20 protein-coding genes, 1 tRNA gene and 2 pseudogenes are annotated in these 20,237 nt (G+C 67.6%); 11 read left to right on the top strand and 12 right to left on the bottom strand.

What is annotated here, in order from left to right; all coding sequences use genetic code 11:
* From ACTWP6_RS21040 to der, 3 genes are read left to right on the top strand one after another with little or no spacing between them, the layout of a single operon-like run.
* Positions 1-744, top strand: a complete 744-nt coding sequence (locus ACTWP6_RS21040; protein ID WP_260752454.1) for a pseudouridine synthase — start codon at positions 1-3, stop codon at positions 742-744.
* Positions 741-1,427 carry a (d)CMP kinase gene (gene cmk / locus ACTWP6_RS21035; protein WP_260752455.1) on the top strand — a complete coding sequence of 229 codons (687 nt, stop codon included), beginning with the start codon at positions 741-743 and terminating at the stop codon, positions 1,425-1,427. The genes ACTWP6_RS21040 and cmk overlap by 4 nt, the downstream gene beginning before the upstream one ends.
* Positions 1,424-2,836, top strand: a complete 1,413-nt coding sequence (der, locus tag ACTWP6_RS21030) for a ribosome biogenesis GTPase Der (RefSeq protein WP_260752456.1) — start codon at positions 1,424-1,426, stop codon at positions 2,834-2,836. Before cmk ends, der begins: the two co-directional genes overlap by 4 nt.
* On the opposite strand, the gene ACTWP6_RS21025 is transcribed toward der, so the two are convergent.
* A complete protein-coding gene (locus tag ACTWP6_RS21025) occupies positions 2,820-5,573 on the bottom strand; it encodes a hypothetical protein (RefSeq protein ID WP_260752457.1) in 2,754 nt (917 codons plus the stop codon). The genes der and ACTWP6_RS21025 overlap by 17 nt on opposite strands.
* 109 nt (positions 5,574-5,682) lie before the next feature.
* Here ACTWP6_RS21025 and ACTWP6_RS21020 point away from each other — a divergent pair, with 109 nt between their 5' ends.
* Together ACTWP6_RS21020 and ACTWP6_RS21015 are read left to right on the top strand one after the other, a co-directional pair.
* A complete protein-coding gene (locus tag ACTWP6_RS21020; RefSeq protein WP_443188688.1) occupies positions 5,683-6,450 on the top strand; it encodes a sulfite exporter TauE/SafE family protein in 768 nt (255 codons plus the stop codon).
* Between the two features lie 210 nt (positions 6,451-6,660).
* Positions 6,661-7,575 (top strand): sulfite exporter TauE/SafE family protein, encoded by a 915-nt coding sequence (locus ACTWP6_RS21015; RefSeq protein WP_260752460.1) that lies wholly within the window; start codon positions 6,661-6,663, stop codon positions 7,573-7,575.
* Here the strand turns inward: ACTWP6_RS21015 and ACTWP6_RS21010 are convergent.
* Both ACTWP6_RS21010 and ACTWP6_RS21005 read right to left on the bottom strand, forming a co-directional pair.
* On the bottom strand, positions 7,555-9,045 hold the full coding sequence (locus tag ACTWP6_RS21010) for a cryptochrome/photolyase family protein (protein ID WP_443188683.1): 1,491 nt from the start codon (positions 9,043-9,045) through the stop codon (positions 7,555-7,557). The two genes, ACTWP6_RS21015 and ACTWP6_RS21010, sit on opposite strands and share 21 nt — an antisense overlap.
* Before the next feature lie 416 nt (positions 9,046-9,461).
* Entirely contained in the window at positions 9,462-9,815 is a 354-nt protein-coding gene (locus tag ACTWP6_RS21005) for a hypothetical protein (RefSeq protein ID WP_260752462.1), read from the bottom strand.
* Positions 9,816-10,029: 214 nt separating this feature from the next.
* Between ACTWP6_RS21005 and ACTWP6_RS21000 the strand changes: the two genes are divergently transcribed.
* A tRNA-Pro gene (locus tag ACTWP6_RS21000) sits at positions 10,030-10,103 on the top strand.
* A 102-nt stretch (positions 10,104-10,205) separates the two neighbouring features.
* Here the strand turns inward: ACTWP6_RS21000 and ACTWP6_RS20995 are convergent.
* Together ACTWP6_RS20995 and ACTWP6_RS20990 are read right to left on the bottom strand one after the other, a co-directional pair.
* A complete protein-coding gene (locus tag ACTWP6_RS20995; protein WP_443188682.1) occupies positions 10,206-10,976 on the bottom strand; it encodes an enoyl-CoA hydratase/isomerase family protein in 771 nt (256 codons plus the stop codon).
* Positions 10,977-10,989: 13 nt separating this feature from the next.
* The gene (locus ACTWP6_RS20990) at positions 10,990-11,157 is read right to left on the bottom strand and encodes a hypothetical protein (RefSeq protein ID WP_443188681.1); all 168 of its coding nucleotides are present in this window, start codon (positions 11,155-11,157) and stop codon (positions 10,990-10,992) included.
* 297 nt (positions 11,158-11,454) lie between these two features.
* Here ACTWP6_RS20990 and ACTWP6_RS20985 point away from each other — a divergent pair, with 297 nt between their 5' ends.
* Both ACTWP6_RS20985 and ACTWP6_RS20980 read left to right on the top strand, forming a co-directional pair.
* Complete coding sequence (locus tag ACTWP6_RS20985) at positions 11,455-11,865, top strand: Zn-ribbon domain-containing OB-fold protein (RefSeq protein WP_443188680.1); 411 nt, start codon at positions 11,455-11,457, stop codon at positions 11,863-11,865.
* Positions 11,862-13,046: a thiolase family protein gene (locus ACTWP6_RS20980; RefSeq protein ID WP_443188679.1), complete on the top strand. Its 1,185-nt coding sequence runs from the start codon at positions 11,862-11,864 to the stop codon at positions 13,044-13,046. Before ACTWP6_RS20985 ends, ACTWP6_RS20980 begins: the two co-directional genes overlap by 4 nt.
* Here the strand turns inward: ACTWP6_RS20980 and ACTWP6_RS20975 are convergent.
* From ACTWP6_RS20975 to ACTWP6_RS20960, 4 genes and pseudogenes are all read right to left on the bottom strand, one after another.
* The gene (locus ACTWP6_RS20975; RefSeq protein WP_443188678.1) at positions 13,029-13,715 is read right to left on the bottom strand and encodes a TetR/AcrR family transcriptional regulator; all 687 of its coding nucleotides are present in this window, start codon (positions 13,713-13,715) and stop codon (positions 13,029-13,031) included. The genes ACTWP6_RS20980 and ACTWP6_RS20975 overlap by 18 nt on opposite strands.
* A gap of 76 nt (positions 13,716-13,791) precedes the next feature.
* Positions 13,792-14,014, bottom strand: a pseudogene (locus tag ACTWP6_RS20970) (IS481 family transposase); the annotation flags it as partial.
* Positions 14,015-14,054: 40 nt separating this feature from the next.
* Positions 14,055-14,378: a DUF2795 domain-containing protein gene (locus tag ACTWP6_RS20965; RefSeq protein WP_443188677.1), complete on the bottom strand. Its 324-nt coding sequence runs from the start codon at positions 14,376-14,378 to the stop codon at positions 14,055-14,057.
* A gap of 175 nt (positions 14,379-14,553) precedes the next feature.
* Entirely contained in the window at positions 14,554-16,077 is a 1,524-nt protein-coding gene (locus tag ACTWP6_RS20960; protein WP_443188676.1) for an HNH endonuclease signature motif containing protein, read from the bottom strand.
* An 86-nt stretch (positions 16,078-16,163) separates the two neighbouring features.
* Here ACTWP6_RS20960 and ACTWP6_RS20955 point away from each other — a divergent pair, with 86 nt between their 5' ends.
* From ACTWP6_RS20955 to ACTWP6_RS20945, 3 genes are read left to right on the top strand one after another with little or no spacing between them, the layout of a single operon-like run.
* Complete coding sequence (locus tag ACTWP6_RS20955; RefSeq protein ID WP_443188675.1) at positions 16,164-16,772, top strand: biotin transporter BioY; 609 nt, start codon at positions 16,164-16,166, stop codon at positions 16,770-16,772.
* Positions 16,765-17,460: an energy-coupling factor ABC transporter ATP-binding protein gene (locus tag ACTWP6_RS20950; RefSeq protein WP_443188674.1), complete on the top strand. Its 696-nt coding sequence runs from the start codon at positions 16,765-16,767 to the stop codon at positions 17,458-17,460. Before ACTWP6_RS20955 ends, ACTWP6_RS20950 begins: the two co-directional genes overlap by 8 nt.
* On the top strand, positions 17,457-18,059 hold the full coding sequence (locus tag ACTWP6_RS20945) for an energy-coupling factor transporter transmembrane component T family protein (protein ID WP_443188673.1): 603 nt from the start codon (positions 17,457-17,459) through the stop codon (positions 18,057-18,059). Before ACTWP6_RS20950 ends, ACTWP6_RS20945 begins: the two co-directional genes overlap by 4 nt.
* 13 nt (positions 18,060-18,072) lie before the next feature.
* Here ACTWP6_RS20945 and ACTWP6_RS20940 read toward each other — a convergent pair whose 3' ends face one another.
* The 3 genes and pseudogenes from ACTWP6_RS20940 to ACTWP6_RS20930 form a co-directional block, all read right to left on the bottom strand.
* The gene (locus tag ACTWP6_RS20940; RefSeq protein ID WP_443188672.1) at positions 18,073-18,756 is read right to left on the bottom strand and encodes an arsenate reductase ArsC; all 684 of its coding nucleotides are present in this window, start codon (positions 18,754-18,756) and stop codon (positions 18,073-18,075) included.
* Positions 18,757-18,764: 8 nt separating this feature from the next.
* Positions 18,765-19,823: pseudogene (gene arsB / locus ACTWP6_RS20935) on the bottom strand (ACR3 family arsenite efflux transporter); the annotation flags it as partial.
* Positions 19,820-20,200, bottom strand: coding sequence for an ArsR/SmtB family transcription factor (locus tag ACTWP6_RS20930; protein WP_443188671.1), 381 nt, complete (start codon positions 20,198-20,200; stop codon positions 19,820-19,822). The pseudogene arsB and the gene ACTWP6_RS20930, both read right to left, overlap by 4 nt.
* Positions 20,201-20,237 lie beyond the last annotated feature (37 nt).

Genomic DNA, 20,237 nt, shown 5'->3' with positions numbered 1-20,237 from the left:
ATGACAGACGACGACGGGGTCCGCCTGCAGAAGGTGTTGTCCCAGGCCGGAATTGCATCCCGCCGAGTAGCGGAGAAGATGATCCGGGACGGCCGGGTCGAGGTGGACGGGCAGATCGTCACCGAGCTCGGAACCCGGGTGGATCCCGCGGCCTCGGTGATCCGGGTCGACGGATCGCGGATCTCGATCGACGACACCCTGGTGCACCTGGCGATCAACAAGCCCCGCGGCATGCACTCGACGATGTCCGACGACCGCGGTCGACCCTGCGTGGGCGACCTGGTGGAGCACCGGGTGCGCGGCAACAAGAAGCTCTTCCATGTCGGGCGGCTGGACGCCGACACCGAGGGCCTGCTGCTGCTGACCAACGACGGGGAACTGGCGCACCGCTTGATGCACCCGTCGTTCGAGGTGCCCAAGTCCTATGTCGCGACGGTGCTCGGCTCGGTGCCCAAGGGGTTGGGCCGCAAGCTGCGTGACGGGATCGAGCTCGACGACGGGCCGGTCCGGCTCGACGATTTCGCGGTGGTAGACACCGTGCCCGGTCGTACGCTGGTGCGGGTGACGCTGCACGAGGGCCGCAAACGGATCGTGCGGCGGCTGCTGGGCGAGGTCGGCTTCCCGGTGCAGGAACTGGTGCGCACCGACATCGGCGCGGTCACCCTCGGTGATCAGCGTCCCGGCAGCATCCGGCCGTTGACCCAGAAGGAGATCGGCGAACTGTACAAGGCGGTGGGATTGTGAGCCCCTCGGTGGTGGTCGCGATCGACGGGCCTGCCGGGACCGGAAAGTCCACGGTGGCAAGGGGTTTGGCGACTTCGCTGAATGCCCGTTACCTCGACACCGGCGCGATGTACCGCATCGTGACGCTGGCGGTGCTGCGCGCAGGGGTCGATCCGGCCGATGCGGCGGCCGTCGGGGCCGTCGCGCAGACCGTCGAGTTGGCGGTCGGCAGCGATCCGGCTCAGGACCGGTCCTATCTGGCAGGCGAGGACGTTTCGCTCGAGATCCGCGGTGACGCCGTCACCAAAGCCGTGTCGGCGGTCTCGGCCGTACCGGCGGTGCGGGCCCGGCTGGTCGCACTGCAACGTGAATTGGCCTCGGCGCCGGACAGTGTCGTGGTCGAGGGCCGCGACATCGGCACCGTGGTGCTGCCCGATGCCGACGTCAAGATCTTCCTGACCGCCTCGGCGGAGGAGCGGGCCCGGCGCCGTCACGACCAGAACGTCGCCGCGGGTCTGCCCGGTGACTACGAGGCGGTGCTCGCCGACGTCCGGCGCCGCGACCACCTGGATTCCACCCGTGCGGTGTCGCCGTTGCGCGCCGCCGACGATGCGCTGGTGGTGGACACCAGCACCATGAACCAGTCCGAGGTCGTGACCTACCTGACCGGGCTCGTCGAACAGAAAGCTGGGGTCACCCGATGAGCGAGGACGGCACCTGGTCGCAGGAGAGCGATTGGGAGATCGGCGCCGAAGAGGTCGCGGACGCGATCGAGGAGGTTTCCGCGCCGCCGCCGGTGATCGCCGTGGTCGGGCGGCCCAACGTCGGAAAGTCGACGCTGGTCAACCGGATCCTGGGCCGGCGCGAGGCGGTGGTGCAGGACGTCCCCGGCGTGACCCGGGACCGCGTGTCCTATGACGCGAGCTGGTCCGGTCAGCGTTTCGTCGTGCAGGACACCGGCGGCTGGGAACCCGACGCCAAAGGCCTGCAGCAGCTGGTCGCCGAGCAGGCCTCGGTGGCGATGCGCACCGCCGACGCCATCATCTTCGTGGTCGACTCCGTCGTCGGCGCCACCGCCGCCGACGAGGCCGCCGCAAAACTGTTGCAGCGCTCTGGGAAACCGGTGTTCCTGGCCGCGAACAAAGTCGACAACGAGCGGGGCGAAGCGGATGCGGCGGCGCTGTGGTCGCTCGGGCTGGGACAGCCCCACTCGATCAGCGCCATGCACGGCCGCGGCGTCGCCGACCTGCTCGATGTCGTCGTCGACGCGCTGCCCACCATCTCCGAGGTGGCCGGCGCCGGTGGCGGCGGTCCGCGCCGGGTGGCGCTGGTGGGCAAGCCCAACGTCGGCAAATCCTCGCTGCTGAACCGCCTGTCCGGCGACGAGCGGTCGGTGGTGCACGACGTGGCGGGAACCACCGTGGACCCGGTCGACTCGCTGATCGAGATGGACGGCAAGCTCTGGCGTTTCGTCGACACCGCGGGTCTGCGCCGCAAGGTCGGGCAGGCCAGCGGCCACGAGTTCTACGCCTCGGTGCGCACCCATGGCGCGATCGACGCCGCCGAGGTGGCGATCGTGCTCGTCGACGCGTCGCAGCCCCTGACCGAACAGGACCAGCGCGTGCTGTCGATGGTGATCGAGGCGGGGCGGGCGCTGGTGCTGGCGTTCAACAAGTGGGACCTGGTCGACGAAGACCGTCGCTACCTGCTCGACCGTGAGATCGATCTGCAGCTCGCGCAACTGCAGTGGGCGCCGCGGGTGAACATCTCGGCCAAGACCGGCCGCGCGGTGCAGAAACTGGTGCCCGCACTGGAGACCGCGCTGCGGTCCTGGGACACCCGGGTGCCGACCGGCCGGCTCAACACGTTCTTCAAGGAGGTCGTCGCCGCGACGCCGCCACCGGTGCGCGGCGGTAAGCAGCCCCGGATCCTGTTCGCCACCCAGGCGACCGCGCGTCCGCCGACTTTTGTGCTGTTCACCACCGGGTTCCTGGAGGCCGGCTATCGCCGCTTCCTGGAACGCAAACTGCGTGAGACGTTCGGGTTCGAGGGCAGTCCGATCAGGATCAATGTGCGCGTCCGGGAGAAGAGGGGCGCTAAGTCCCGCCGGTGACGTCGGTGACGTCCGGCAGCGGTGGGGCCGGCTCGTCGGCGAGCAGTTCGGCTAGGGCGGCCCAGTAGGCGGGCGCCCGCGGGTAGTCGCTGTGGGTCTGCACCTCGGCGAGGTAGTCGACCCGGACGACTTCCTCCGCGAACCGGTCGATCGGATTGGCGGGGTAGCCGTACGCCGGGAAACCGAGATAATCGGTGCGGCGCCACAGGTTTCGCCACCGCAGCCTGCCGTCCGCCGAGAGCCGGCCGACGACGGACTCGCTGCGCGAGGCGCCGATGACCTCGTCGGCGCCGAACCGACGCGGGTGAGCCTCGATCTCGTGCGACCACGGGTCCGGTGTCCACAGGCTGCTCGACGCGCACGCCTGGACGCCGAGCACGTTCGGGCCGAGCAACTCCGGGAAGATACGGCTGAAGTACGCGCGCAGCTGGCTGCCGTAGGTCAGCAGCGAGATGCGGGACTTGTCGGCGATCCGCGGCGACAGCAGGACTGCCACCGCGAGCGCCGATCCCAGGCTGTGCGCCGACAGGACGATCTGCCGCTCGGCGACGGTCTGGGCCGGGGCCTCGCGTGAGGTCAGCCAGACGCGGCACCGCTCGATCAGTTCCGGCACCGCGCGCTCGGCATAGCAGGGCGGCGCCAACGGGTGCCCGGCGCGCGGCAGGAAACACATGAGATCCCACGCCAGCCCGAGCGGACGGGCTCCGCCCAGCAGGCTTCCGCCGACCGTGAGCACGACGAGGGTGACCCCACTGCCGGCGAGCACCAGCATCCCGAGGTCGAGGGCGGTCCGCAGCGCGGCGACGTTCTGCCCCCGCCACGCCGACACCCCGATCGCGGCGAGCATTCCGCTCGTACCGGTGAGCACCAGCAGCATCACGTAGCCCTCCGCGCGGTGAGCGATGGCGGCGGTCCGACGCCGTTGCAGAACGGAGGGCCGGGGCGGTTCGGCGGTGGCGGACGCGGGATGCCCTCCCTCGCGTGGTTCGAGGGCACTCCAGCGCAACGACGTCCACACCGGCGGGATCACCCCGACGAGCAGCACCAGGAGCATCGGCAGGCAGGCGGCGCCGAACCACACATACGGCAGCGGCACCTCCAGGTTGGGCGAGGCCAACTCGGCGGAACAGCAGGGCAGGGGTGAATCCGCCGGGCCGCGAACCGGTTTCACGCCGTCGGCCAGTGACGCCGCGGTGTTGGCGCCGTTCAGCCAGTTGCCCGCCGCGGTGGCCACGGCGCTGGACAGCAGCATCGCGACCAGCGTGGCCAGCAGCAGGAAGACCCCCGGCGCCGAACCGTTCCACGCCGTGTCGCTCGGGGCCGGGCCGCGGTCCGGCGGCGGGTGCGCGATCAGCCAGGACCTCACCGCCAGGAACGCGACCAGCGACACGACGATCAGCGCAGCCGCGATGGTGCGCCGGAAATCGTTGTGCTCCAAGATCATCCAGACCAGTAGCGCCAACGGGACGAGAGCCGCCACCGACGGCAGGTGCCGACGGCCGGTCGCCGCGGTGAGACGCCACAACGACGCGGCCAGTCCGATCGCGATCAGGGTGGCCAGCAGAAGCGTCGGCACGGCCGAACTTCCGAACAGGTGCCGGATCTCGGGTTCGGTGTGTCCGTACACCGTGGCCAGGACCGTCGACTGACACCCGAACAACAACAGCGCGGCGATCACCGCGGGCCACTGCGGCCAGGATCGCGTCCCGTCGCGTCCGGGACCCAGCCCGACCCGGACGTCCACCGCGTAGTCCCCGGCTTTGATCAGGCTCACCACGATGAGCATGAGCACGACGATTCCCGCGACGACGACCGCGATCTGCACTGCGGGATGCGGTGGGGAGTCGACGCCGAACAGCATGTGCATCGCCGTGGCGATGGACACCACCGTGGCGGTGGCGGCCACATGCAGTCGCGCGGTGACCCCGGTGATCCGGCGATGGCTCCAGAACCCTGCCACCGACAGCAACGGCCAGCCCGGTTCCGCGGTCGCCGCTTCGGCCTCGGACCGCCCCGGCGCCCCGGGAGTGCGCAGGCTCGCCGGCGTGACGCCGATCCGGTCGTGCGACACCGGGCCGATGGACTCGGGTTGTTCGTAGCGGACCCGCGTCGCGGCGCTGAGTGCGAGCAGCCCCGCGATCAGCGCGACCGGAACCAGGCTGAGCACGGCAAGCCTTCGCGGCTGCCCCAGCCGGGCCAGCACATCGAGAAATGTCGGCAGCCCCCCGCACACCTTGGTCTGACCGACGAAGCACTGCACGGCCACCAGGTCGAGGACGACGGTCGACGCGGTGACCGCCATGAGCACGGTCAGCAGCAGGGCCGCGACCCGCAGCGTGGCGGCGCCGTGGCCCCACCGGCTGCGCCGCTGGGGCTGTCCGTCGGTGCGGTCGTTCGGCCCGTCGTCGACCCGCCGGGTCCAGTAGGCGACGTTCACCAGACCGAACGGCAGCAGCAGCGCCCAACCCGTCCGCGTGAGCGCACCGGCGACGCGGCTGACGCCGGAACCGGCGCCCAGTGAGGTCCGGGCCATCTCACCCCACGAGTAGGCCTCGCGCTCGATGTCTGCGCGCAAGTGCGACTTGGCGCGCCCGGCGGCCGTCGGACGCCAGAAGCTGCCGAGTTTGTCACCGGCGACCTTCTCGACGTCGCGCAGGTCGAGCCCGAGCATCGCCTCCGGCTTGGTGTTGTTGACGCCGTGAATTCGCAGCTCGAGCAACCACCGGTCCTCGGCCATGCTTCCCCCAAAGTCGCAGCCGCCTCGGACTGTACTGACGCCGCCGCGGCACTGCGCAGGTTTGGCCGGATGCCCCGCCGTTAGGGTGAGCCCAGTGTCCGCACTCGACATGGTCCTCATCGCGCTTGCCGGGGTCGGCGCCGGCGCTATCAACGCCATCGTCGGCTCCGGGACGCTGATCACGTTCCCGACGCTGGTGACTCTGGGCTTCCCGCCGGTGACGGCGACCATGTCCAACGCCGTCGGCCTGGTCGCCGGCGGAGTGTCGGGAACCTGGGGATACCGGCGCGAACTGCGCGGGCAGTGGCACCGGCTGCGCTGGCAGATCCCGGCCTCGTTCATCGGTGCGGCCGGCGGGGCGTGGCTGCTCCTGCACCTGCCGGAGAAAGTGTTCACCACGGTTGTTCCCGTGTTGCTGGTGGTGGCTCTCGCGCTGGTGGTGGTCGGTCCCCGCATCCAGAACTGGGCCAGGCAGCGCGCCGAGGCCGCTGGCCGGTCCGCCGACCACGTGTCGGCAGCGCGGATGGCCGCGTTGGTGGCCGCGACGTTCGCGGTCGGGGTGTACGGCGGCTATTTCACCGCGGCTCAGGGGATCCTTCTGATCGCCGCGATGGGCGCGCTGCTGCCCGAGGACATGCAGCGGATGAACGCGGCCAAGAACCTGCTGTCGCTGATCGTCAACATCGTCGCCGCGGTGGCCTACACCGTGGTGGCGTTCGACCGGATCAGCTGGTCCGCGGCAGGGTTGATCGCGATCGGTTCACTGGTCGGCGGGTTCCTCGGCGCGCACTATGGGCGCCGGCTGTCGCCGAACGCGTTGCGCGCCGTGATCGTCGTGGTGGGCCTCGTCGGGTTGTATCGACTGCTGACCGTGTAACCTGTGCGGAGCTTAGGAGTACAACTCGACGATGGGATCCTCGATGGTTGATCGTGTGCTGTGCGCACCGGCGCCGTCCGAGGTGTCCGCGCTCGAGCCCTTCTGGCCGTCGCGTCGGCTGATGGCCTTCGACGAGTGGTGTTGTCCGCGTCCCTGACGCCCCCACCCGTCCGTCCGGTCACGCGGTGACCGCAGCTTCCGAAAGCAGCCATGCGTTCGCTTCTCATCTTCACGCTTGTCGGTGTCGGCGCCCAACTGGTCGACGGTGCACTGGGCATGGCGTTCGGTGTCACCGCCACGACGCTGCTGGTGCTGTCCGGCGTCGGGGCCGCCCAGGCCAGCGCCGCGATCCATCTCGCCGAGGTCGGCACCACGTTCGCATCCGGGGTGTCGCACTGGAAGTTCAAGAACATCGACTGGGCGCTGGTCGCCAAGCTGGGAGGGCCGGGCGCGGTCGGCGCGTTCCTCGGCGCCACCGTGCTCTCCTCGCTGTCCACCGAGCACGCGGCGCCGCTGATGGCCGCGATCCTGGTCGCGATCGGCGCCTACGTGCTGCTGCGGTTCTCGCTGCGCACCCCGTTGACGCTGGCGCGGGGGACCAATCACAGCGTCAAGTTCCTCGCCCCGCTGGGGTTGTTCGGCGGGTTCATCGACGCGTCGGGCGGAGGCGGCTGGGGTCCGGTGACCACCAGCACGCTGCTGTCGCAAGGCAAGACCGCGCCGCGGACGGTGATCGGCTCGGTGAGCGCGTCGGAGTTCCTGGTGGCGGTGTCGGCGTCGCTGGGCTTCCTGATCGGGCTGCGGCAGGAGTTCCTGGAGAACTGGCCGGTGGTGGTCGGACTCATGGTCGGCGGGGTGATCGCCGCACCGTTCGCGGCGTGGCTGGTGACCAAAGTCAGCCCGGCGCTGCTGGGCAGCGCGGTGGGCGGTGTCATCGTGCTGACCAACAGCCAGAAACTGGTGCACTTCTTCGACATTCAGTGGCCGTGGTCGACGGCCATCTACTCGGTGATCGTGGTGGCATGGGCGTCCCTGGTGATCTACGCGTGGCGCACGTCGCGGGGCCCGAGGTTCGCACCGGAGACGGCGGCCGCCGACGCGGCGTCAGAACCGGTCGCGCGCTGATTCCTGCTCGATGACGGACTCGAGGTCGCCGAGCCGCTCCATCGACGACACCACACGGCGGGTGCGCATGTTCTTGGCCAGTCGGTCGCGGTGCCGGTGGGTGAATGCCCAATAGCCGGCGGTGAACGGGCACGCGTCGTCTCCGAGCCGCTTCTTGGGGTCGTAGGCACAGTCGCCGCAGTGGTCGCTCATCTTGTTGATGTAGGCGCCGCCGGAGGTGTACGGCTTCGTGGCCAGCAGCCCTCCGTCGGCGTGCTGGCTCATTCCGACCACGTTGGTGGGCATCACCCATCGGAAGCCGTCGACGTAGGCGGTGGCGAACCACTCGGTGAGCTCGTCGGGCCGGTAGCCGCGTTGCAGCGCGTGGCTGCCGAGGATCATCAGCCGCTGGATGTGGTGCGTCCAGCCACGGTCGCGAACCCCTTTGAGCGCGTGGTGCAGGCACCGGGCAGTGACGGCGTCGGCGTCGAGCTCCGACCACCAGGCCGGTAGCGGGGTGCCGGCGTTGAGCTCGTTGTGGTCTGTGTAGTCGGGGCCGAAGTGCCAGTACAAGTGCCACATGTATTCGCGCCAGCCGAGGATCTGCCGGATGAAGCCCTCGACGGCGGCCAGCGGCGCCCGCTTGTCCCGGTAAGCGCGCTCGGCGGCTTCCACCGCCTCCAGTGGATGCAGAACGCCGAGGTTGAGGGGGACCGACAGCAGTGAGTGCGCCATCGCCCAGTCCTCACCCATGATGGCGTCCTCAAAGCGACCGAACAGCGGCAGCCGGTGTTCGATGAACCGGGACAGCGCCCGCTTCGCCTCGGCAGGGGTGACGGCGAACAGGCGGGCCCCGTCCGCGCCGACGGTGTCGAGGTCCATGCCGTCGAGGTCGCGGCGGACCTGCTCGTCGATGTCGTCCTCGCGGGGCCGGTACGGTGCCGGCGCGCCGAGGGTGGGCTGCTTCTTCGGGGGAGGTTCGCGGTTGTCCTCGTCGTAGTTCCACCGGTTGCCGACGGGTTCGGCGCCGTTCATCAGCACGTCGAAGCGGCGGCGTTGGTCGCGGTAGAAGTCTTCCATCCGGAAGCGGGTGCGCTGCCCGGCCCACTCCTGGAAGTCGTTGCGCGACAGGGCGAAGGTCGGCGTGGGCAGCACATCGGCGACCAAGCCCTGTTCCTTGAGGCGGTGGACGAACTTCTCGGCGGCGTGCGAGGTGGGCTGGTGGACGAGCACCGGTCGTTTGAAGCGCTTCAGCGCATCGGTATAGGTGTCGGCTTGCACCAGCGTGGCGCGCTCACCTAGGTCGCGGTCGGCGTGCCGCAGTGCCGAGAGCACCAGGTGCAGCTTCTGGCGGTGGTAACGACGCTTGCGCAACGCGGAGGCGGCCTCGACGAGCAGGACCTCGCGGTGGGCGTGCTCGCCGCCGTGCACGGCCGGCCCGAGCTGGTCGGCGAACAGCCACAGGGGAGTGTCGTCGCGCGCGGGGGCCACCGCATCGAGGCTACGGCCGAAAGCGCGCGGCAACGCGTTCTCAGCGTGATTGACAACCGCGTGATTAACTACCGCACGCGAGGGTATGCCAGCGAACAGTCATGGGCCGTGCGCGGTGTGCAGAGCAGAGCGTCACCCGATCGCAGACCCCCGTCCATCACAGGAGGCCTGTGGTGGTGAAAGCGTGCCTGGAGTAGTGATGAGTGTCGTGTTGTTGGGGCCGATGAGCCGGTGCGCGAACTGCCGCCGCGTTCCCCCAAATGGGAAGCGCTGGCCGTATGTCGCCGGCAGCGACCGTTTCTGCTGTTTGGATTGCCTGTACGGGCTGCATCCGGAGCTACAGAAAGAGGCTCTGTAACCGCGGCAGCGTGCGGAGGAGGCGCCACCTCCGTCAGTTCCGCGCAAGTGGTACGCCGTCACTCCGCTTTTTCGACCACCTCCTGGTACTGCGTCATGATCTGGGCAAGTCCGTCTTCGACGAATGCGTCGGCGATCCGCAGGTGTGAAACCACGAGTCGCACTCGACTGAGCATCTGCTGGAACTCCTTGGTGTGGCGCACCGCGTCGATCTGGTCCGTGGTTCCCTTGGCCACAAGGAATCCCGTGATATCACCAGTCGGCGCGAGCACCGTGATGTCGAAGCCCTCGATCTTCCCTTCCTTCTGGAGTCGGGCCCAGTACTTCATCGAGTCGCCGTAGACTTCGAGGGCCAGCTTCTCCCGTCCGGGTACGGGCTCTCCCCAAACTGTGCACAGAGCGGCCTCGGCCATGTTCCTTCCCCTTCCGTGACCCCCCTAGTCGTCGATTATCGACCGCTCGGATGCCGACGAACAGGGCTGATGAGGTGGTCTCTCCGGGGCGCTGTCGAAGTCAAATGAAAGTGGGACAACCACATGGTTTTCACTCGACGGCCGGGCAGTTGGGATCTCAGCGTGGGGCTGAGGTAGAGTTTCGTCCGCCTGCCGGCGATCCCGGAAGGCACCGCGGGCTGTGGCGCAGCTTGGTAGCGCACTTGACTGGGGGTCAAGTGGTCGCAGGTTCAAATCCTGTCAGCCCGACGCAGGTCAGAGGCGGTTCCCTTACGGGGACCGCCTTTTTGACCCCGGTTCCACCTGCAGACGCAGCGCCGGTGGGCGGCCTTCACCCGCACCTTCTGCTTGTCAGCTTCGCTTGTCGGTTCGGCTTGTCAAAGTCGCCATCTCTGCGAGTTCGTGCGCGATCGCCTCGCGCGCAAGCTCCTGCCGGCTGCTCGTCATAAGACGTTTTGTCGCGGCGACCGACAGGGGGTCGTGGGCGGCGACCGTCGCCGCCGCGGCCGCTGCCTGCTCGACAAGGGCGCCGTCCGGCACGAGCCGCGTGGCGAGCCCCATCTGGTGTGCCGCCGTGGCGTCGATCCAGTCGCTTGAGAGCATCGCCCACATGGCGTCGGCCCAGCGGACGCGTGCGGGCAGGAGAACGGAGCTGCCGGCTTCCGGCACAATGCCGAGCGCGGTGAATGGCAACCGCACGCGAGCGCCTTCTGCCATCAACACCACGTCGCAGTACAACAGCATGGTGGCGCCGATGCCGACCGCAAGACCGTTCACGGCGGCAAACAGTGGCTTCGCGAAGCCGGCGAGTGCTTGCAGAAACAGACTGAATTCCTCGCCGGCCCTCTGCCGGTCGAGCACGGACGAATCTCCGTCGAGCAGGGATCGGTCGGCACCCGCTGAGAACGCCCGGCCGCGTCCGGTGATCACCGCTACTCGGGTGTGGTCGTCGACGGCCAGACGTTGCAGCGCGATGCGCAGTTCTCGGTAGCCGTCGGCGGTGAAGGCGTTCAAACGCTCGGGTCGGTCCAACGTCAGCCACGTGACGAAGCCGTTTCGCCGCTCGTCAATCATCTGCTCGCCTGAAAGCCGGGGGTGAACGGCGCTGTGCTGGTTCGGCATTCGCTCGACATGCTCATCCGTGGTGCAGCACCATCGGGAACGTCGACACAGCGCGAACGCCGGGGGTGAAGTCGAGTTCGACACCCGGCTTGATCTCGTAGTCGGGCAGGCGCTGATGCCACAGCCGCAAAGCGGTGCGAAGTTCGACGCGAGCAAGGTGCGAACCCAGGCACCGGTGCACTCCGCCATGGATGCCCCATTCACGCCGGCGAACAAGTCCTGGCCATGCTTGGTTCGGCGAATACTGACGAAAACAACACGCCTGAACCAGAAGTCGTACGCGATTGGACCGTAGGGTAAACCGCCACTTGGGCTTTGGTGAAGCCGTTGATTCCTGGGTCATGGATCCCCTCGTCATTTAAGTACCGCCGAGCTGGTAGGTCTCGCCGAACTTGCGCCAAAGCGGGGCACTTATCAAATGCTATTTGTATAGTACGTAGCGTTCATTGCGCAAGCGCGCCGAAATGGATGGAGCACGATGACCACCTCAGCTGGCCGTGTACTTCCTACGACACAAGGGCCCAGTGGGTTCTTCTGGACTTCAGGCGCCGATGGCCGATTGCGTTTCCTGCGCTGTGAGGCGTGCTCGTATTACATTCATCCCCCGACCTCGTACTGTCCACGCTGCGGCGGTCGTGGTGGCGCACCGCAGGCCGTTTCTGGTTGCGGCACGGTCTATTCCTTCACGGTCAACCATCAGCCCTGGGACGGCAACGGCGACGCGTACATCATCGCGGTAGTCGAGATCGACGAGCAGGAAGGACTTCGCTTGGCCACCAACCTCGTTGATGTCGCTCCGGAAGACGTACGGATCGAGATGGCCGTCGAGGTGGTGTTCGAAAACCACGATCCGGTGTATCTTCCGCTGTTCCGGCCAGTGGCATCATGACTGCTGCCGAACGCCGGGCCGTCATTTCCGGCATTGGTCAGTCGCAGGTGGGACGTCGACTCGGTCGCGACGGTCTGGATCTCACTATCGACGCCGCGCTTGCGGCCATCGCCGATGCAGGGCTCACCGTTGCCGACATCGACGGTCTGGCGACATATCCGGGTGCGGTTACCGGTCATCCCGGGTTCTCCGGTCCCGGCTCACCGGAAGTGCAGGACGGGTTGCGATTGTCGCTGGCCTGGCACAGCGGTAGCGCGGAGGGTCCTGGCCAGCTGCAGGCGGTGGTCAACGCGGTGATGGCCGTATCGATGGGGTTGGCGCGACATGTTCTGGTGTACCGGACTGTCACGGAGTCGACGGCACAGGGCACGGGGCGGCGTCCCGGCATCGGAGTTGGACGCAGTGAAGTCGATGGCTTCCAGCAGTGGTTGCTTCCATTCCGCGCCTACTCAGCGGCGAACTGGTTGGCGCTCTACGCCCAGCGACACTTTCACGAGTACGGAACGACCGAAAGGCAGATGGCGCAGATTGCTCTGAATGCACGTCGCAATGCTGCGCTCAACCCGGCAGCAGTCTTTCGCGCGCCGCTGACCCTCGAGGACTATCTCGCGTCGAAGGTGGTGACCACGCCGTTTCGCCTGTACGACTGCGATGTTCCCGTGGACGGCTCGACCGCACTGGTGGTGTCCGTGGCCGAACACGCACCGCATGTCGGCCATCCGGTTGCGCAGTTCGAGGCGGTCGGCACCGCACTGCGTGGACGGCCCTCGTGGGAGCAATGGGAAGATCTGACGACGATGCCTGCTCGGACTTCGGCCGAGCACATGTGGGCGCGCACCGACCTGCGCCCCGCCGATGTCGACGTCGCCGAGTTGTACGACGGATTCAGCTGGCTGACGATGTCATGGCTGGAGGCGCTGGGTTTCTGCGGACACGGCGAAAGCGGTCCGTTCATCGAGAACGGCACCCGTATCGCGTTGGACGGCGAATTGCCACTGAACACCAACGGCGGGCAGCTGTCCGGCGGCCGATTGCACGGATTCGGCTACATTCACGAAGCGGTTCTGCAGCTGCGGGGAGAGGCTGGTGCGCGGCAGGTTCCGCGAGGACCTGAGGTGGCGGTGGTGTCGAACGGCGGCGGCCCCATCTCGGGGTGCATGCTGCTAACGCGGCTGGCGTGAACGGGGTTTGCGGGTACCACTACTGGTTGTCGTTTCGGAGGTGATTTGTAGCGCCGGCCGAATGAACCGGACGGCCTGCGCGCGTGCCGACTTCTTGCTGCGCGGGTAGGCGTGCGGCGATGTGGCCACGGCGCTCACCAGAGCGAACATGCTCACGGCATCGGCTTCGGGTTTCGGGGAGTACATAAATCCGGCTCGGTGCCCAGCGCGCAGCACGTTGATGACGGGCTCGCACAGGAGCCAGCGCATGTCAGCCATCAACTCGGTGTTTGTTTGGTAAGAATTCAGGATTTCCGGAGTCAGGAAAAGCGCCGTGCGTGCGGCCTTCGTCGGTTCGTAGAACTGATCCAGCAGCCCGTCGAGCCACGCTTCCAGCGCGGCCACGGGCCCAGATGCGTTCGCTATGGCGTGTTGGAGCGCGCGCCGGGCCGATTCGCCATCTCGGCGGATGATGGCGGTCAGTAGCGCGTCCTTGGATGGGAAGTGGCGATAGAAACTGGATGTCGACAGGTGCGCCTCAGCCAAGATGGCGGCGACCGACAGTCGCGTATAGCCTTGGTCGGCCATCAGGCGGACCGCGGCGTCCATCACCATGCTCCGTTCGGTGTCGTCGTCGAAGTGGCGTGGTCGGCCCAGCTTGTCGGGCGCCTGCCCGCTCGGATTGCCCACGCCACCCTCCATGCGACCTTCAATCGATGAACGAACGTTAGCAACAGCGCAACCACGCGGACCTGATATAGGTTTACTGACAGCGCTCGGCGTCGCTGGTGTAGGCCCATTCGTCGGCGAGTGTGACGGTGCTCGACCTCGCCGAGCGCGTCGCGGAATGCGTGTGATCGGTAGCAGGAACCGTTGTCGGTCACATTTTTTCGGGCCGTGATCCCTTGCCGTGAGTGTGCATCTACGGCGGTGTGGATGAAGGCATATCCCCGCACCGGGTTGCCGTACATGTCGCGCCGTCCCGAACTCTTGACGTCGACGTGCACCGAGCTCAGAGACTTAGCGCGCTCACTTCTTGCGGTTCTCACCCAATACTTCGGCGATCGGGTTCGGTGGCACGTCTCTATCCCTCTCGGTGACACCCGGCTTGGTGGGCACCCGGTGCGCGGCACCCCTCTCGCCATCGGTCATGACGTCGTCGGTCAGCGGCACGGATGCCAGCACTTCGGCGAACCCGGCATACGTCTCGGGCGGGATCGAGCGCAGCGCCCGGATGGTGTCGTCATCGCAGGAACGGCGTTCCGCCGCTGCGAGAAGAGTCGCCTTGTCCGCTGGGAAGTCGACATCGTCGAGGCATTCGCGGAGTCGGCGGCACGTGGTGGCTGCGGACATGATGCTCCTCCTTGTGCGCGGTTGTCTCGGTGCCGAATGCCCGGCACGACGGGCCGCAAACCGCCGCGAACAAGCGAATACTCCACCGCGGGCCGGGCGGCCGATCATGACCTATCCGGACGAGATGCCCGTCGAGGCTCAGCTACTTGGCGCGTCGGACTTCCCCGCGCGGCGGTCAGGCCGCTTGGTTGTCGGGTGGTGCGGGGCCGCCGGGTTCGCCGGGGTCATCGGCCGGTGTCGGCGGACCCGGCTCGGCGTCGACCGTCGCATTGTTGGCGGGTTGGGTTGGGGCACTGGTGTTCTGGCTCTGCGGCGGCGGATCGTCGGGGGGTCGTAGCAGCCGTTCGGGGCGGTGGTAGTAGTTGAGCCGGGCCTGACCGGTGTCCAGGCCCGGGGGTGGAATCCATTCCACCTCGCAGCGGGCGTTCATCCGGGTCGACCAACCACCGCCGTCGGGGTCGACGCTGCGGTTATCCGGCCCGCACGCCAGGCCGAGTTCATCGACGTTGGTGTTCCCGCCATCGACCCAGTCGGCGACCACGTGATGGACCTGAGACCCGTAGGCGCCCACGGTGCAGCCAGGTTTGGTACACCCGCCGTCACGGGCGATCAGCATGATCCGCTGTGCCGGGGAGGCGATCCGCTTGGCGCGGAACAACTCCAGTGCTGAGCCGGTGGCCCGGTCGAACACCGCCAGATAGTGGTTGGCGTGCCCGGCCATCCGGATCACCTCGGCGATCGGCACCACCGTGCCCCCGCCGGTGACACCGACCCCGGTCCGGGACTCCAAGTCCTGCAGCGTGGTACGGATGATCACCGACACCGGCAACCCGTTGAGTTGGCCGAGCTGGCCGCTCATCAGGGCGATCCGCCCGGCCGCGACCAGCGCATCATGCTGGCGCTGGGCCAGGCTGCGCTGATCGTTGTCGATCTGGGCCTGCGACGGCGTCCCCGACGTGCACGGCTCGGGATCGTCGGGATTACACATCCCCGGCGCGGCCAACCGGGCGAAAATCGGCTCCCACACCGCCCACGCCTCCGGAGTCAGCGTGGCGCGCAGATCCACCATGGCATCCCCCCGCTGGGGCGACCTCGACACCCCGCGTTTGCGGGCACGTTCGGCGTCATCGGGTTCGGGGCCGTCCTGATCGAGCAGAAACAACGTCCGCTCCGCGCAGTCCTTGAGTTCCTTGGGGCCGTTACCCACCGCAGTACGCACCAGATCGACCTCGATGCGCTCCCGGGTGGCGGTGTCGACCCAGCCCGGCACCTTGTTGAGCGATCGGCGGATCACCTCGACGTGTTCGGCGTTGATCAGCCCGTGCGCTTGGGCGATCGCCGTGGCCGGCAGCACCGGCGGCAGGGCCGGGCCGGTCAACGACGGCCGCGGCGCCAACACCGCGGCCTCGGTCAGCCGGCGGTGGGCCTCACCAGCCGAGATCCGCCACCGGACGGTCAACACTTCTTTCCACGATTTCGCACCCATCTGCTGCGGTGTCGCCTCAGTCTGCAACCGCGCCAGCAACCGATGACCCACCGCCGGCAATTGGCACGACAATGTCTCCAGTTCATCCAGGGCCGCAACAAGATCAGGCCGGGTCAGCAGGTCGACCTCACAGGCCGCCACCGCATCAACGGCAGCCCGCAACCCGCTCACCGCGGCCCGCAAGTCGTCGCCCGACATACTTCGAACATACATTCGACCACCGACAAGATGTGCCTCTGGCGCAGGCGCTCACGCAGGGGAGGCGCGGCGCTCTTCGGGGTGTCGACCATAATTCTCGGGTGAGTGCTCAGACTTCCAAGCTCCGCCGGTTCGGCCGCGTCGAATCCCGCGACCTGACCCAGGCGGCGGTCTTCGCAGGCCTGCTGGCCGCCCTCGGGCTCCCGGGCACCCTGACCATCGGACCCACCGGTGTGCCGATCACGCTGCAGACCTTCGGCGTAATGCTCGCCGGGTCGATCCTCGGCGCCCGAAAGGGCGCGTTGGCGATCGCTCTGTTCACGATCCTGGCCGTCGCAGGGTTGCCGATCCTGGCCGGTGGCCGCACCGGGCTGGTGTCGCTGTCCTCACCGACGGCCGGCTTCTTCGTCGGCTGGATGCCCGCGGTCATCGTGATCGGGCTGCTGACCGCCCTGATGATGCCCCGCTACCGCGTGCTGTGGGGCATCGCCATCAACATCGTCGGCGGGATGGTCGTCATCTACCTGTTCGGCACAGCCGGGTTGATGTTGCGCACTGACTTGTCCTGGTGGGCCGCGTTGTCCACGAACGGCATCTACCTCCCCGGCGACATCGCCAAAGCGGTGGTGTGCGGTTTCGTCGCCGCCCAGGTGCATCGCGCTCGTCCGGGCCTCATCACGCCTCGGCGCACGGTGCGAAGCCATGGTTGAGGATCCGGCAGGCGCGATCGTCGTTGACGGGGTCTCCCACTCCTTCGGCGACCGACCCGTGCTGCGCGACATCTCGCTGACCCTCGCCGAGCACCGAGTCGCCATCGTCGGCGCCAACGGCAGCGGAAAATCCACACTGGCACGGCTGTTCAACGGGTTGGTGCTGCCCGATGCGGGGTCGGTGCGCGTGCACGGTCTGGACACCCGGCGTTCGGCCAAACAGGTCCGCCGGCTGGTCGGTTTCGTGTTCACCGATCCGGACCGCCAGATCCTGATGCCGACCGTCGCTGAGGATGTCGAACTCTCGCTGTCCCGCCAGTCGCTGGACCGGCAGACCCGCGCTGCGAAGGTGGCGCAGGTGCTGGAACGGTTCGGGTTGGCCGGGCGCGCCGACCAACCCGCGCACCTGCTGTCCGGCGGCCAGAAGCAGTTGCTGGCGCTGGCGACGGTGCTGGTCACCGAGCCGACCGTGGTGGTGGCCGACGAGCCGACGACGCTGCTCGACCTGCGCAATACCCGGATGTTGCGAAAAGCCTTCGCCGCGTTGGACACCCAGGTGGTGATCGTCACCCATGATCTGGATCTGGCCGACGACGCCGACCGCGTCATCGTGCTCGAGGATGGCCGGGTGATCGCCGACGATGTACCGTCGGTCGCGCTGGCCACCTACCGGCGGCTGATGGCGTGACGGTCTTGGGGGATTACCGGCCCGGAACGTCGTGGCTGCATCGCCTGCCGGCTGGGGCGAAGCTGCTCGCGCTCGGTGGACTGATCGTCGCGATGACGGTGTGGGTGGATTCACCGGTGCGGCTCGGCGTCGTGGCCGGAATCGTTCTGGCAGGCGTGCTTTCGGCGAGGCTGAATGTGTGGGCGCTGATACTGCAGCTGCGGCAGGTGCTGTGGGTCGTCGGGTTCATCTTCGTATTGCAGGTCGTGCTCACCGACTGGCGTCGCGCGCTGGTGGTGTGTGGGGTGCTGCTGCTCGCGGTGTGCCTCGCGGCGATGGTGACGTCGACGACGCGGACAACCGACATGCTGGACGCGGCCACCCGGGCGATGAATCCCATGGCGCGGTTCGGGTTTCCGGTCCGGCAGGTCGCCATCGCGTTGGCTTTGACCATCCGGTCGATCCCGCTGTTGGTCGAGATCATCCGCCAAGTGGACGAGGCGCGACGGGCCCGCGGGCTGCGGGTCACCCCGCGGATCGTGTTCGTGCCCGTCATCGTCGGTGCGCTTCGTGCCGCCGACGACTTCAACGAAGCGCTCATCGCCCGCGGCATCGACTGACGCAACGGCCCGTTCACTCAGAGCCGCGGTGCTGCTGTGCGGTGACTCCGAGGTCGGAAAGCAGGCGCTGGATCCGTTGTTCGATCTGATCGCGGATGGGCCGGACTGCGTCGACGCCCTGACCGGCCGGGTCGGGAAAATCCCAGTTCTCGTAACGCTTGCCTGGGAACACGGGGCAGGCGTCTCCGCAACCCATGGTGATGACGACGTCGGCGGCTTGCACGATCTCATCGGTCCAGGGCTTCGGGTATTCACCGGTGATGTCGATCCCGACCTCGGCCATGGCGGCGATGGCGGCCGGATTGATCTCGGTGCCAGGTTCTGATCCTCCCGACCAGGCGATGGCCAAGTCGCCGGCCAGGTGGGTGAAATAGCCCAGCGCCATCTGGGAGCGGCCGGCGTTGTGGGTGCAGAGAAACAGCACAGTGGGTCTGCCGTCGCTGACTCGGCCTTCCACGCGCGCCAAGGCGTGAAGTCGTTGGCGGGCGAACCGTTCTGCCAGTAGCGGAAGAAAGTTGGGAATGGTGGCACGGCCGGCGAACTGGTCGTAGGACGAGTGCAGAAAGCGCTCGATGGTTTCGGTGCCGAAGGACCCGTTGAACTCACCTTCCAGCCGGGTCGCGGCCGTTCTCAGGGCCAACCGCTGATCGACCGAGAGATCACGGCGGCGGCCATCGGTGACGGGACTGTCAGTCATGGGAAGACTCCGTTGAACCGGCGACGTAACGCCAGGGAGACGTAAACCAGAGCGACCAGGACAGGTACTTCGATCAACGGTCCGACGACACCGGCCAGGGCTTGGCCGGAGGTGGCGCCGTAGGTGGCGATCGCGACGGCGATGGCGAGTTCGAAGTTGTTTCCGGCGGCGGTGAACGCCAGGGTGGTCGTCCGCTCGTACCCGAGGTCCAGCAGCGTGCCGAGCAGGTAGCCGCCACCCCACATGAGGGCGAAATACGCCAACAGGGGGAGCGCGATGCGGGCAACGTCCCACGGCTGGTGGGTGATCTGATCTCCTTGCAGCGCAAACAGAATTACGATCGTGAACAGCAGCCCGTAGAGTGCCCACGGCCCGATCCGCGGCAGGAACTTCGCTTCATACCAATCGCGGCCTCTTACGCGTTCGCCCACACGGCGGGACAGGTAGCCGGCCAGCAGCGGGATGCCGAGGAAGATCAGCACGGACTTGGCGATCTGCCACGGTGACGTGTCGATTGTCGTCTGGGGAAGTCCCAGCCACCCGGGCAGCACGGACAGGTAGAACCAGCCCAGCACCGCGAACATGACGACCTGGAAGAACGAGTTCAAAGCCACCAGGACAGCGGCGGCTTCACGGTCGCCACAGGCCAGGTCGTTCCAGATGATGACCATGGCAATGCAGCGGGCCAGCCCGACGATGATCAGCCCGGTGCGGTACTCGGGCAGGTCGGGCAACAGCAGCCACGCGAGAGCGAACATCAACGCCGGACCGAGCACCCAGTTCAGCACCAGCGAGGACACCAGGAGTTTTCGGTCTCCGGTGACCGTGTCGAGCCTGTCGTAGCGGACCTTGGCCAACACCGGGTACATCATGATCAGGAGACCGAGCGCGATCGGAAGCGAAATCCCGTCGATCTGAACGCGTTCCAGTGCGGTGTTCAGGCCGGGAATCCACCGGCCCAGCAGCAGCCCGGCGACCATCGCCGCACCGATCCAGAGCGGGAGAAAACGGTCGAGGGTGGAGAGCTTGCCGACCACCGCCGGCGTGGCGGCAGTGGTGGTGCTCATGCCGGTGTCCCCGCCGCCGTCGACGCGGTCACCGCGCCGAGAAGCACCGACAGGCTGGCCAACGCTTCGGGTACCACCGCGTAATACACCCACGACGCCCGGCGTTCCGACGTGAGGAGCCCGGCGTCCCGCAACACTCGCAGGTGATGCGACACGGTGGGCTGGGAGACCTCCAACCCCGCGGAGACATCGCAGACGCACGCTTCTGCTCCCGCGTGGCTCGCGATCGCCGAAAACAGCTGCAGCCGCACGGGATCGGCCAGGGCTTTCAGTGTGGTCGCCATGTCCGCTGCCGCTGCCGCCGAGATCGGCTCGCGCAGAAGCGCGCCAGGCGGACAGCAGGCCCCAGCGGCCGACGGCTCGTGCTGATTCGACATCATTCGATATTGATGGATGTCGAATCCAAGGTCAAAT

Source organism: Mycobacterium sp. 4D054 (genome assembly GCF_052245755.1).
In the GTDB taxonomy this organism is placed as follows: domain Bacteria; phylum Actinomycetota; class Actinomycetes; order Mycobacteriales; family Mycobacteriaceae; genus Mycobacterium.
Note: the sequence above shows the minus strand (reverse complement) of the source record. Positions and strands in the feature narration are given on the sequence as shown.

Excerpts from the sequence above, each read along its gene's own strand:
- ACTWP6_RS21040 (WP_260752454.1), top strand. The coding sequence starts at position 1 with ATGACAGACGACGACGGGGTCCGCCTGCAGAAGGTGTTGTCCCAGGCC.
- der (WP_260752456.1), top strand. The coding sequence starts at position 1,424 with ATGAGCGAGGACGGCACCTGGTCGCAGGAGAGCGATTGGGAGATCGGC.
- ACTWP6_RS21025 (WP_260752457.1), bottom strand. The coding sequence starts at position 5,573 with ATGGCCGAGGACCGGTGGTTGCTCGAGCTGCGAATTCACGGCGTCAAC.
- ACTWP6_RS21020 (WP_443188688.1), top strand. The coding sequence starts at position 5,683 with ATGGTCCTCATCGCGCTTGCCGGGGTCGGCGCCGGCGCTATCAACGCC.
- ACTWP6_RS21015 (WP_260752460.1), top strand. The coding sequence starts at position 6,661 with ATGCGTTCGCTTCTCATCTTCACGCTTGTCGGTGTCGGCGCCCAACTG.
- ACTWP6_RS21005 (WP_260752462.1), bottom strand. The coding sequence starts at position 9,815 with ATGGCCGAGGCCGCTCTGTGCACAGTTTGGGGAGAGCCCGTACCCGGA.
- ACTWP6_RS20995 (WP_443188682.1), bottom strand. The coding sequence starts at position 10,976 with ATGCCGAACCAGCACAGCGCCGTTCACCCCCGGCTTTCAGGCGAGCAG.
- ACTWP6_RS20985 (WP_443188680.1), top strand. The coding sequence starts at position 11,455 with ATGACCACCTCAGCTGGCCGTGTACTTCCTACGACACAAGGGCCCAGT.
- ACTWP6_RS20980 (WP_443188679.1), top strand. The coding sequence starts at position 11,862 with ATGACTGCTGCCGAACGCCGGGCCGTCATTTCCGGCATTGGTCAGTCG.
- ACTWP6_RS20965 (WP_443188677.1), bottom strand. The coding sequence starts at position 14,378 with ATGTCCGCAGCCACCACGTGCCGCCGACTCCGCGAATGCCTCGACGAT.
- ACTWP6_RS20960 (WP_443188676.1), bottom strand. The coding sequence starts at position 16,077 with ATGTATGTTCGAAGTATGTCGGGCGACGACTTGCGGGCCGCGGTGAGC.
- ACTWP6_RS20950 (WP_443188674.1), top strand. The coding sequence starts at position 16,765 with ATGGTTGAGGATCCGGCAGGCGCGATCGTCGTTGACGGGGTCTCCCAC.
- ACTWP6_RS20940 (WP_443188672.1), bottom strand. The coding sequence starts at position 18,756 with ATGACTGACAGTCCCGTCACCGATGGCCGCCGCCGTGATCTCTCGGTC.
- ACTWP6_RS20930 (WP_443188671.1), bottom strand. The coding sequence starts at position 20,200 with ATGTCGAATCAGCACGAGCCGTCGGCCGCTGGGGCCTGCTGTCCGCCT.